The 11,693-nt window shown below is 64.8% G+C and carries 9 protein-coding genes; 5 read left to right on the top strand and 4 right to left on the bottom strand.

The genetic code is table 11. The features are described from left to right. The first annotated feature begins 159 nt into the window (after positions 1–159). Positions 160–1,050 carry a PHP domain-containing protein gene (locus Q0O95_RS00620; protein WP_293694320.1) on the top strand — a complete coding sequence of 297 codons (891 nt, stop codon included), beginning with the start codon at positions 160–162 and terminating at the stop codon, positions 1,048–1,050. On the opposite strand, the gene Q0O95_RS00615 is transcribed toward Q0O95_RS00620, so the two are convergent. Then, positions 1,035–1,928 carry a LysR family transcriptional regulator ArgP gene (locus Q0O95_RS00615; RefSeq protein WP_293694318.1) on the bottom strand — a complete coding sequence of 298 codons (894 nt, stop codon included), beginning with the start codon at positions 1,926–1,928 and terminating at the stop codon, positions 1,035–1,037. The genes Q0O95_RS00620 and Q0O95_RS00615 overlap by 16 nt on opposite strands. Positions 1,929–2,013: 85 nt before the next feature. On the opposite strand from Q0O95_RS00615, the gene Q0O95_RS00610 reads away from it, so the two are divergent. Next, positions 2,014–2,673, top strand: coding sequence for a LysE family transporter (locus Q0O95_RS00610; protein WP_293694317.1), 660 nt, complete (start codon positions 2,014–2,016; stop codon positions 2,671–2,673). A 4-nt stretch (positions 2,674–2,677) separates the two neighbouring features. Here the strand turns inward: Q0O95_RS00610 and Q0O95_RS00605 are convergent, their stop codons facing one another. After that, complete coding sequence (locus Q0O95_RS00605) at positions 2,678–4,039, bottom strand: DEAD/DEAH box helicase (RefSeq protein WP_293694315.1); 1,362 nt, start codon at positions 4,037–4,039, stop codon at positions 2,678–2,680. 80 nt (positions 4,040–4,119) lie between these two features. Between Q0O95_RS00605 and Q0O95_RS00600 the strand changes: the two genes are divergently transcribed. Next, the gene (locus Q0O95_RS00600; RefSeq protein WP_293694313.1) at positions 4,120–4,851 is read left to right on the top strand and encodes a ferritin-like fold-containing protein; all 732 of its coding nucleotides are present in this window, start codon (positions 4,120–4,122) and stop codon (positions 4,849–4,851) included. Positions 4,852–4,854: 3 nt separating this feature from the next. On the opposite strand, the gene Q0O95_RS00595 is transcribed toward Q0O95_RS00600, so the two are convergent. Both Q0O95_RS00595 and Q0O95_RS00590 read right to left on the bottom strand, forming a co-directional pair. Continuing rightward, entirely contained in the window at positions 4,855–5,154 is a 300-nt protein-coding gene (locus Q0O95_RS00595) for a hypothetical protein (protein WP_293694312.1), read from the bottom strand. Continuing rightward, positions 5,154–5,372 carry a DUF3107 domain-containing protein gene (locus tag Q0O95_RS00590; RefSeq protein ID WP_293694310.1) on the bottom strand — a complete coding sequence of 73 codons (219 nt, stop codon included), beginning with the start codon at positions 5,370–5,372 and terminating at the stop codon, positions 5,154–5,156. The genes Q0O95_RS00595 and Q0O95_RS00590 overlap by 1 nt, the downstream gene beginning before the upstream one ends. 134 nt (positions 5,373–5,506) lie before the next feature. Here Q0O95_RS00590 and Q0O95_RS00585 point away from each other — a divergent pair, with 134 nt between their 5' ends. Both Q0O95_RS00585 and Q0O95_RS00580 read left to right on the top strand, forming a co-directional pair. After that, a complete protein-coding gene (locus Q0O95_RS00585) occupies positions 5,507–8,584 on the top strand; it encodes a UrvD/REP family ATP-dependent DNA helicase (protein WP_293694309.1) in 3,078 nt (1,025 codons plus the stop codon). Next, positions 8,584–11,688, top strand: coding sequence for an ATP-dependent DNA helicase (locus tag Q0O95_RS00580; RefSeq protein WP_293694455.1), 3,105 nt, complete (start codon positions 8,584–8,586; stop codon positions 11,686–11,688). The genes Q0O95_RS00585 and Q0O95_RS00580 overlap by 1 nt, the downstream gene beginning before the upstream one ends. Positions 11,689–11,693: the final 5 nt, after the last annotated feature.

Here is an 11,693-nt window from a genome sequence, read left to right as displayed (position 1 = left end):
GTGCGGCCCTCGTGCTGCGTTGTCGTCGTCGAACGCAGCTCCACTGCGCCCTTCCTCCTCCGCCTTGCCCGAGAACCACACCGCGCATCCTCGCTACAACGCCCTATTGGCTTAACCTCTAGAGCCAGAAACGTACCCGGCTGCCCGTAAGATGAACGTATGCCCAGCTCATTCGATTGGACGTCTCTTCCGGGCCCCATCGACCTGCATGCGCACTCCTCGGCGAGTGATGGAACCGAAAGTCCGGCCGAGCTCGTGCGATCCGCGGCACGGGTCGGTCTGGGTGCGGTTGCGATAACGGATCACGATACGACGACCGGATGGGCTGCCGCTGGTGAAGAGGCGCTGCGGTCGGGCGTCGTACTGATTCCCGGCGTCGAGTTCTCAGCGCAGCTCGACTATCGGAGCGTGCACATACTCGGATACCTGCTCGACGAACGCTCGGAAGCGTTTCTGGAACAGCGGCAGCGCATCCGCTCGGAGCGGGTGCAGCGGGCGGAGCGCATGGTCGCGCGAATCGGGCGCGACTATCCGCTCACGTGGCAGCACGTACTCGATCACGCGGACGAGGGCGCCACGATAGGGCGCCCGCATATTGCCGATGCACTCGTCACACTCGGCGTCGTCACGGACAGGACGGCGGCATTCGAGAGCGTTCTGCACTGGCGGGGCGGCTACTACCAGCCCCACAAGGCGCCTCCTCCCGTCGAGGCGGTGCGAATCATTCGTGCGGCGGGAGGGGTTCCCGTCGTCGCTCATCCCGCTGCCAGGGGCCGCGCGGCGATGGAGCGAGACCAGTTGCAGTTGCTCGTCGACAACGGACTCGCTGGCCTTGAGGTGTTCCATCGCGACAATCCCGAGTCGGATCGTGAATGGCTCATGGAGCGCGCAGCAGAGTTCGACCTCATCGTGACCGGCTCGAGCGACTGGCACGGGCGCGGTAAACCGAACCTGCTCGGCGAGAACACGACGACGCCGGAGGCGCTCGCGAGAATCGTCGCCGAAGCCAGCGGCACGGCGCCGGTGGTGCCGGCTCAGCTGTTCGCGTGATCCAGCGAGGAAGACGCTAGCGCCGCGGATTCGACAGCGCGGGTCACGGTGTCGAGCAGCGTGGAGTTCAGATTCCAACGCTGCCACCACAGGGGCACCGTCACGACTTCGTCGCTCAATTGCACGAGGCGTGACTCTGCGATGCCGTCCTCGAACTGCCCCGGCATCAGCATGCCCCAGCCCAGGCCGGACGTCACGGCCTGCGCGTACTCGGCGGAAGCGCTGATGATGTGCCTGGGCCCGGTCTGGTCTGTTCCGAACGTGTGCGCGAAGCGCTCCTGCAACGTGTCGTGCCTGTCGAAGTCGACGAGAGGTGCTCGTCGCAGCGCCTCTCGCGTGACACCGACCGGAAACCAGCGCTCCGCGAACGACCGCTCCGCAATCGCGAAATACCGCAATTGACCGAGCGGTGACGACGTGCAACCCGGAACGGGGTCGCGCTGTGCTGTTACCGCGCCCATGACCGTGCCGTCGATGAGGAGCTCCGCGGTGCGTTCCTGATCTTCTCTGTGCAGTTCGAAGGCGACGCTGTTCTGTTCGGTGACGCTCGCGAGGACGGGCATGAACCAGGTCAGCAGCGAATCGGAGTTCACGGCGAGCGAGATTCGTGGCACCGTCGAGTCATCGCCGAGCGCTGCTTTGGCGTCCTGCTCCAAGAGCTCGAGTTGCCGGGCGAGTCGCAGCAGCGGCGCCCCGGCATCCGTGATCCGGATCGGCTTGCCACGCAGCAGCACGATACGGCCGACCCGCTGCTCGATGGCGCGGACACGCTGGCTCACGGCACTGGGAGTTATCCCGAGCTTCGTCGCGGCACGATCGAGCGTGCCCGCGTCGACAGCGGCGGACAGCGTGCGCAAGTGATCGAGCGGGAGTTCCACACCACCAGGGTAGATGAAGCAAAACTACATTTGCATAAGAATAGTTCGCTGTACTTCAGCAGCTGACGTTCGTAACGTCGAGAGCGTGACCGATCAGATCTTCGCGTTCCTCAGCGCTCTCGGGCTCGTGCTCGGGCTCATCGTCTCTATAGGCGGCCAGAACGCCTTCCTCCTGCGTCAGGGCGTCCGGAAGGAGCACGTGGGCACCGTGGTGCTCGTGTTCGTCGTGAGCGACGCGGTACTGCAGGCGGCAGGGGTACTCGGTATCGCGACGCTCGTCGAACGATGGCCAGTGTTGGAGACGATCGCGAGGTGGGCGGGAGCACTGTTCCTGCTCGGCTACGCGTTCTTCAGCGCGCGGCGCGCCGTCCGCGGTGGCGGGTCGCTCGTAGAGGCTCCCGAGCCCAACGGCGATGAACCCTCGACGGCAGGAACCACACTGGTCACATCGGCAAGGAGCACGCGTCGCCGAGCCCTCATGGGCGCAGTCATCGTGACCTGGCTGAACCCGCACGCGCTCGTCGAGACGACCGTCGTCATCGGATCTGTCTCGACGCAGTTCGGCCCGGACCGGTTGCTGTTCCTGCTCGGCGGCGTAACCGCGAGCACGCTGTGGTTCATCGCCTTCGGCTACGGGGCCAGGCTCCTGGCGCCGTTGCTGCGGACGGAGCGGGCTTGGCGCGTGCTCGACGGCGGGATCGCGATCATCATGGTCGCGATCGCCTTCGTGCTCGTAACGGGCTGACGCGCTACTCGGCCGTGGACTGCGAAGCACCCGAATTCGAACCGGAGCGGCGGCGACGACGACGGCGACGCTTCGGCTTGTCGCCTTCGCTACGAGGAGCATCGTCGGCTGCACGGGTTCGATCGCCTTCGGGCCGGGATCGCTCGTTCCGTCCGCGGGCCGGCTTGTCCTTCGCGGGAGGAGTCGGCTGCAGTCTGCCCTTCGATCCTTCCGGGATGCCCAGGTCGCTGAACAGGTGGGGGCTCGACGAATACGTTTCAACGGGCTCCGGCTGATCCATTTCGAGCGCTCTGTTGATGAGCGACCACTTGTGCATGTCCTCCCAGTCGACGAAGGTGACGGCGATACCCGTCCTGCCAGCGCGGCCGGTACGGCCGACGCGGTGCAGGTAGGTCTCCTCGTCGTCGGGAATCGTGTGGTTGATGACGTGCGTGACGTCGTCGACATCGATGCCGCGCGAGGCGACGTCGGTTGCGATCAGCACGTCCTTCTTGCCGGATTTGAACGCCTTCATAGCGCGTTCGCGACCTTCTTGGCGCATGTCCCCGTGCACGGCAGCAGCTGCGAATCCACGATCGATCAGCTCTTCCACGAGCTTCGACGCGGCCCGCTTGGTGCGGGTGAACACGAGTGTTTTGCCGCGACCCTCCGCCTGCAGGATGCGCCCGATGACTTCGTCCTTGTCGAGCTGATGCGCGCGATAGACGAGGTGACGGATGTTCGCCTGCGTCTTGCCCTCGAGCGGATCGGTTGCGCGGATGTGCATGGGGCGATTCATGAAGCGACGCGCGAGTGAGATGACCTGCCCCGGCATGGTCGCCGAGAACAGCATCGTATGCCGAACAGCCGGCGTCATCGAGAATAAACGTTCAACGTCGGGCAGGAACCCGAGGTCGAGCATCTTGTCGGCCTCGTCCAGCACCATCTCCTGCACCTCACCGAGCTGCAGAATGCGACGTCCGGCGAGATCGAGCAGACGGCCGGGGGTTCCGACGACGATCTGCGCACCGGCTTTCAGCTTCTCGATCTGCTCGTCGTAGCTCTTGCCGCCGTAGACCGAGACGACGCTGGCCTTCCGACCGGAGGTGATCATCTCCATGTCTTGCGTGACCTGCGTTGCGAGTTCGCGAGTGGGGACGACGATGAGCGCTTTGACGCCTTCTGCCGGCTCCTGCCCCAGTCGCTGCGCTACCGGGATGCCGAACGCGAATGTCTTACCCGTTCCGGTCTTGGCCTGACCGATGATGTCGGTGCCGCTGAGTGCGAGCGGGATGCACTGCTGTTGGATCGGAAACGCTTCTGTGATGCCCCGCTGCGCGAGGGTGTCGACGATGTCGCTGTCGATGTCGAGTTGTGAGAAAGTCAATGTCCACCTGTCTTCGGATAACCACGCCGGTTCTATCTGTCTGCGCCTCCCGGCATCCGATACCGCTTAGACTCAGTGGCGTGGTGAAATGGTTCGATCGGACGCCGCGCGAGGCGCTGGCTCCGCTGCTTCGTCCTCGAAAGCAACGCGTCGAGGGGAATCGCGTCCTATTGCAGGATCTGCGGCCCGATCCGCTGGTCTTTCTCGGCCAGGCCGCTGCCTTGCAACTGGCCGTACTGCAGCAGGCCAGCCAGGCGGTACGCGATGCGCCCTCCCTAGAGTCTAAGGCACAGTTGGCGGATGTCACGCGCATTGTGGCAGATCGCTACGCCGCGCTGAGCTCGCTGATCGAGAGCGAAGGGGAGGACAGCGAGCGGGTCATGCAACCGTTCCTCGCCGAAAGCGAGCGATTTACCCGTGCCACGAGCGGTGCCGACTGGTATGAACTCCTGTTGAGCCTGCACGTGACCAGCGGGCTCCTCATCGACTTCTTCGTCGCCTACGCCGGCAGCCTTCCGGAACCCTATAGGGGCCCGGTGCTGCGGGCGCTGCAACGAGAGACGGGGCAGCCGATCCTCGTTGCCCTGCTGAAAGCAACCATCGACGGTAACCCGCGGCTGGCCTCCCGGCTCGCGCTCTGGGGCCGCCGACTCGTCGGTGACACGCTGCTGCAGATGTATATCGCCGTCAATGGCGGCGACCAGGCGACCGTCGCGGACGCTTCGCCGGGAGAGGGGATGCTCGAGCCCGCGTTCAACGACCTCGTCGCCCTGCATTCCATGCGCATGGATGCGCTGGGCCTGACCGCGTAGGCGTTACGCGGACTGCTTCATCAGTTCCTCTAGGAGACGTTCGTCGCGCTTGGGGCGGCGCGCACCCGCGACGAACGGAACGATCATGGCCACGACGAGCCCGGCGCCGATCGAGATCAGCCAGATGCCGGCCTGTTCGCTGTACATGTCCGCCCAGAACAGCAGCCCACTCCACACGAGTCCCGTAACGGCTGCGGAAACGCCCGCTGTCAGGGCGACGCCGTAGGTTTCGCGATTCGGGAGCAGATAGCGCACGATCCAGCCGAGGCTCGCTGCGATCACCATCGCGACGAGGAGCCCCATTAGGCTACGAATCCGATCTTGCGGCCGGCTTCGTCGCCGATCTCGACGTAAGCGATCTGCGTGGACGGAACCAGGTAGCGGCGGCCCTTCGAATCGTCGATCTTGAGCACCGCCCCTTCGAGAGCACTCTCCACGAGCTGTTCGACGTCGTCGCGAGTCTGCGAGGAGTCGAATGCGATCTCCCTCGCCGTATCCTTGATGCCAATGCGAATGTCCATGATTGCTCCAGGATATTGCCTTTCCGCGCCCCGTGCACATCCGCAACCGCAGGAGATGTCGGATGTGCGGATTAGTGTTGTTGGAGGAGTCCCGAATCAACGGATTTCACGAACGGCGCAGAGGGGAGCAGGGCTTGCGTAGCACTCCGGAACACGATGGCTCGATAACGACGGGCTTCGTCCTCGACGCCGATCAGCAGGCGGCGATCAGCCAGCAGCCCGGAACACGGCGAGTGATTCTCGGTGGTCCCGGCACCGGCAAGAGCACAGCGGCTGTCGAAGCGGTCGCGCAGTTCCTCGAAGCGGGGGGCGATATCCGGCGAGTCATCGCGTTGACCTCCTCGCGAACGACGGCGACGGCTCTGCGCGACCGCATCGCCGAACGAGCGCAGCGCACTTCCTCCGGCCCGCTCGCGAGGTCGATCGCTTCGTTGGCGCACCTGATCGTCGGTGAACACTCGATGCAGACGCACAGGGAGCCGCCGGTGCTCTTGTCGGGTGGTGATGAAGACGCGCACTGGAACAGATTTCTCGCCGAAGACGCACGCAGCGCGGATGGTATCGCCTGGCCATCGCCGATCGACGCGTCGGTGCGTTCCCTCCCCGAATTCCGTGCCGAATTGCGAGAGTTCGTGGCCAGGCTGACCGAACGAGGAGCGACACCGGAGTCATTCGCGGCAGCTGCGAAGTCAACTGAGCACGCGGAACTCTGGGGTGCGGTTGCGAGCGCCTGGGCCGGTTTCCAAGCGGCGATCGCGACCGGATCGCAGAGGGCGCCGACGCTCACACTGAGCACAATCGTCCGGGAAGCGACACGCGTGAACAGGCTCTCCGCGGAACCCCGGTATGACCTCGTCGTCGTCGATGACGCGCAGGAGTTCACGGCCGGCGGAATGGAGCTCGTACTCAGCCTGACGGGTAGTGAGGTCGCAGAAGACCCCCGCAGGCGTTCGCGTGCATCCGTGCTGATGTTCGGCAGCTCCGACACGACAGCTGGTGTCTTTCGCGGGGCACAGCCAGACGTGGCTCGCACGGATCCGCTGCGGTACTTCGAGCGTGCCGAACTCGGTCAGCAGCATCGCTTCGGGCCCGAAATCGCGCAGGACTATGCACGAGTCGTAGAGACGATCGGCGTCTCCGGGTCGCCGGGGGAGCGGCGCTGGAGTATTGACGAGACTCTGGAATCCACCTCTCGGGCGGTCACCGTGGCTTCCGGAGCCGAGCAGACGAGATTGATCGCGAGCACGCTGCGACAGCGGAACCTCGTCGACGGGGTTCCCTGGTCGCAGCTGGCGGTCATCGCTCGCACCTCCGGCACGCTCGGACAACTCGCCGAGGCACTCGGAGCACTCGACGTGCCGGTGCACAGGGCGGGTGCACTGCAGTGGCGGCACTCGGCGGCGGTGCGTCCGCTCATCCTGTTGCTCGCTATCGCAGCCGGGAAGAGAAGCCTGAGCGCTACCGATATCCATTCGCTGCTTACCTCCCCGTACTTCGATCTAGACTCGGTTGCCTGGCGTCGGCTCCGTCGCGCGGTCCGCGCCGAACAGACGCGTTCGGGAGCGACACCCGCTTGCTCCGTCGACGAATGGCTCGTTGCGGCTGCGCGGCAGGAGATGGCACTCACCGCAGAACAGGACTTCGAGCGCGTGCGTATGCTCGCGGGTGTTCTGCAGCGTGTCGCGCGTCACGCCGACGCTGCACCGGGCCTGGCGCTCTGGGAGGCCTGGGATGCCCTGGGATGCGCGGATGCGTGGCACGCTGCGGCAACGGGCGAGGGCCGAGAACGGAGGGCCGCGAACGAGCACCTCGACGCTGTTCTCGCACTGTTCAAGCAGGCCGACACCTTCAGCGAACGCTTCCCGGACCGCAACGTCTCCGATTTCCTGACGGAGTGGTTCGCGTCCACGCTCGACGATGATTCTCTCGTGACCGGCGGAGCGCTTGATGCAGTCACGATCGGCACGCCGCTGTCGTTCGTCTCGACGGAATTCGACACGGTTGTGGTGGCGGGTGTGGAGGAGTCGGTGTGGCCGAACCTGAAGCTGCGCTCCTCGCTGCTGCGAGCAGAGCACTTCGTGCGGGGAGCCTCTGATCGGCAAGAGGTCCGGCAAGACGAAGCCCGACTGTTCGCGCTCGCGATCTCACGAGCCAGGCGGCGCCTCCTCGTCATCGCAGAAGAGTCTGAGACGGCCGGGCCGTCGTCCTTCCACGAGTTGCTGCGACCGCGGGCCGCCGCGGATCCCGGGCCCATGTCGGTTGCCGAGCTCGTTGCCGTGAACCGGCGAACACTGACTTCGGTGAGCTCGAGTGAGCAGGAGAAGGACGAAGCCGCGAGTGTTCTCAGGTATCTCGCCGATCGGGGCGTGGATGCTGCTCGTCCGAGCGGCTGGTGGGGCACGCTCGAGCTTTCGACGTCGACGCCGATAGGCGCTTCGACCGAGAAGCCGAGAATCTCACCGTCGAAGATCGAGTCGTTCACGGAGTGCCAGGTGCAGTGGGCGGTCGGCAATCTCGCCGGCGATGCCGTCGGAAATGCGCGTGCGATCGGCACGATCGTGCACGCTGCCGTCGAGCTCGCATCCGCGTTCACGGCCGATGAGATGATGCAGCTCGTCGATCGCCAGTGGGAGGGCCTCGAGTTCGAGACCGAATGGGAGGCCGCGCGGAGCCACGACAATATCGACCGCATTGTGAGCAGGCTCGAGGAGTACTTCCAGTACATTCGCGAAGAGGGCTTCCACGTGCACCGAGATCTGCGAGAGGCAAAGATTGAAGTGGATCTCGATGATGCGATTCTGACCGGCTACATCGACTGGATCGAGCGCTCTCCCGATGGCATTCGCATTTGCGACCTGAAAACCGGGAGCGCGATCACGAAGAAGGCCGCCGCTGAGCATCCTCAGCTGGGTGCCTACCAGCTGGCGGCGAGTCGCGGCGGGATCGTCGATGGTGAAAGCGTAGAAGACGACAGCGTGCTCGGCGCGAGGCTCGTCTATCCGAAACAGGAGGGCGCGTCCGTGAAGCCCATGATCCGCGAGCAGGCGCCGCTGGGGCGTGAGGAGCTCGACGCATTCGCGAAGAGCGTTGTGGCCGCGGCGAAGGCCATGGCAGGCTCGGTCTTTACCGCGAGCCCCGAACAGCACTGCTTCTCGACAGGCGGGTTCGTCCCGGATTGCCGCGTGCACGTCATAAGGCAGGTGACCGAGTGATGCTGTCACCGCACGAGATCACGGAGCGCATGAACGCGGTGCTGCCCGCGGATCAGCAACTGTTCCCTCCCAGCGACGAGCAGCTCCCGGTCGTCACAGCAGCGGCTGATCGCCCAGCGCTCGTCGTCGCCGGCGCCGGCAGCGGGAAGACGGAGACGATGGCCAACCGCACGCTCTGGTTGGTCGCCAACGGGCTTGTGAACCCCGAGCACGTGCTCGGGCTCACCTTCACAAGGAAGGCGGCCGGGGAGCTTTCGCACCGATTCAGGGAGCGGTTGGGGACGCTCGAGGCGGCCGGGCTCGCCGGTCTGGGAACCGAACGCATGCCGCCGACCGTCTCCACCTACAATTCGTTCGCGAACGAGGTGTTCAGAGAATTCGCCTACTTGATCGGCAGGAGCCCCGACGCGGAGGTGTTGACCGAGACGGCATCGCGCGTCCTCGCCCGAGACGTCGTGCTCGCGAGCACCGACGCTCGTCTTGCAGCGTTCTCCGGCGTGGATGCCGTTGTGAAGGCGCTCGTGGAGCTGTCGGCAGGCATGGGCGACAATCTCTTGACGACCGAGCAGCTCAGGGAGCATCCGAAAGAGCTCATTCGGGAGCTCGAGCGTGTGCTCCTGCAGAAAGCGAAGAGGAAGTCCGCTGTCGAGGCGGCGACGGGTCTGCTGGAGAACGCGCAGAAGTTCGAGGCGTTGCTCGACCTCGTCGACGCCTTCGAACAGAGGAAGCGCGAGAGGAACGTCGTCACGTTCAGCGATCAGGTCCGTTTGGCGATCGAGGTGATCGAGCGAGTGCCGAGCGTCGCGAGGGAGATGCGTGACAGGTTCCGTATCGTTCTGCTCGACGAGTACCAGGACACCTCGGTCATGCAGGTGCGGCTGCTGTCAGCACTCTTTTCGGGGACCGGCGTTATGGCGGTGGGCGATCCGAATCAATCGATCTACGGCTGGCGGGGCGCGGCCGCCGGAACGCTTGAACGATTCCTGGAAGAGTTCGCAGGTGCCGCCGCCGACCGTTTCGAGCTATCGACTTCGTGGCGCAACGACGTAGCGATTCTTGCTGCCGCGAATCGGCTAGCCCGCGGAGGCGATGGCGTTATCGAGCTGACGGATCGCTCCGGTGCCGGTGAGGGCCTCGTCGAACGCAGATTCTTTGAGCTGCTCAAGGATGAAGCGGACGCACTCGCCGAATGGCTTGCCGAGCACGTGACGAACGTCGATGAACCTCCGACAGCTGCCATGCTCATGCGTTCGCGCACCTGGTTGCGCGCGTACACTCGTGCGCTCGATGCGCAGGGCGTCGACTACACGATCATCGGCGGTGGCGGCCTGCTGCAGCAGCCCGTGATCGTCGATGTCATTGCAATACTGCGTGTTCTGGGTCGCCCGGACGACGGGCAGTCGCTGCTGCGCATCCTCGCTTCAGCACGGTGGCGGATAGGTGCCGCGGACATGGCAGCGCTCGTAAGGTTCTCACGTGCGCTCGCGGTGAGGGATGCCCCTCTGGTCACCGATGACGAGACGACGAGTACGACCTCCGAGCAGATCGCATCCGTGGTCGACGCACTCGATTCCCTGCATGTCGCCGAGCGCTTGCATCTCAGCACCGACGGGTTCTCCGAGTCGGGACTCGCTCGCATGCTTTCGCTTGCCGCCGAACTCAGAGCGCTCAGGACGGCCCGGCACCGGCCGGCAGCCGAGTTGATCCGCACAGTAGTCAAGTCGACGGGGCTCGACATCGAGCTGACGGCGAATGAGCACGCGGACCCGCGCGTACTGGACGCCTTCCTCGACGAGGTGCTGCTCATGCAGAGAACGGAACCGGTGTTCGGGCTCGAAGAGCTACTGGCATGGGTTGACATCGCCGAGCAGGACGACCGTATGGAATTGCCACCGCCAGAGCCGACGCCGGGCAGGGTGCAGATCATGACGGTGCACGGTGCGAAGGGACTCGAATGGGATGTCGTTGCGATCCCCGCACTCAGCACGGGTTCGTTCCCTGCGACATCGCGCGAGCAGTCGGGAGGGCTTACGCCTTCCACCGTGCCGCATCAGTTTCGCGGAGACAGGGCTGCGCTGCAGGTCTTCGACGCTTCCACAGCGGCGACCCCCGAAGACCTTGAGGATGCGCTGGGGCAGTACAGGGCCGCCAACGAGCAACGTCGGCTCGCCGAGGAACGCCGTATCGCGTACGTGGGAGTGACGAGGGCGCGCAGCAAACTCTGGATGTCAGGATCTGCGCTGGCCCCGGAGCAGACGCGCGCGAAGAAGCCCAGCGAATTCCTCACCGATGCGGGTCCCATCGAACAGGTGGCAGCACGGGAGGACAACGCATCCGATCCGCTGGAGACCGTCGTCGAATGGCCTCCACGGCCGTTCGGCGGCAGGGCCGAGGCGATTCGAGAGGCGGAGCGTCGCTTTGCGGAGGCGGCACCGATCAGCGATGCTGCTCTGACTGGGCACCTGGACGCGTTGCTTGCCGAGCGTTCACCGGAGACCGTTGCACCGTTGCGCAGGGTCGGAGCCTCCAAGCTGCTCGAGTGGATTGATTCGCCGGAGCGGGCCGACAGCGAACGCACCCGACCCATGCCATCGCGAAGGAGTGCGAGAGCGCTGCTCGGCACCGTCTTTCACCAGTGGGCGGAAGGCAGAATATCCGGTGGATACGACGAGACACTCCCCGGTTTCGAACTCGATGATCCCGGCGAGCGCTCTGCTGATCTTGCGAAGTTGCAGTCGAGCTATCTGCGGGCGAGCCGCTACGCGGAACTGGAACTCTCCGGCGGTCTCGCGGAGCAGCAGATCGATCTCCGGATCGCGGGTATCACGATCTCGTGCAAGATCGATGCCGTGTTCAACGCCGGCGATCGGCTGTTGATCGTCGACTGGAAGATCGGAAGATCGCCGAGCGGTCGCAATCTCGAGCGAAGGTCCAGGCAGCTTTCGCTCTACCGGATTGCGCTGAGCGAACTTACCGGTACTCCGCTCGAGCGCATCGACGCCGAGTTCTTCTTCGCAGAAGACGGTGTGACGGTTCCGCTTGAGTATCCGATGTCGAAGGAAGAGCTTGAACGGCTCATTCTGGCTACCGGGCGACTCGACTAGAGCAG

Source organism: uncultured Agrococcus sp. (assembly GCF_945915485.1).
In the GTDB taxonomy this organism is placed as follows: domain Bacteria; phylum Actinomycetota; class Actinomycetes; order Actinomycetales; family Microbacteriaceae; genus Agrococcus.
This window is presented reverse-complemented; position numbering and strand designations above follow the sequence as displayed.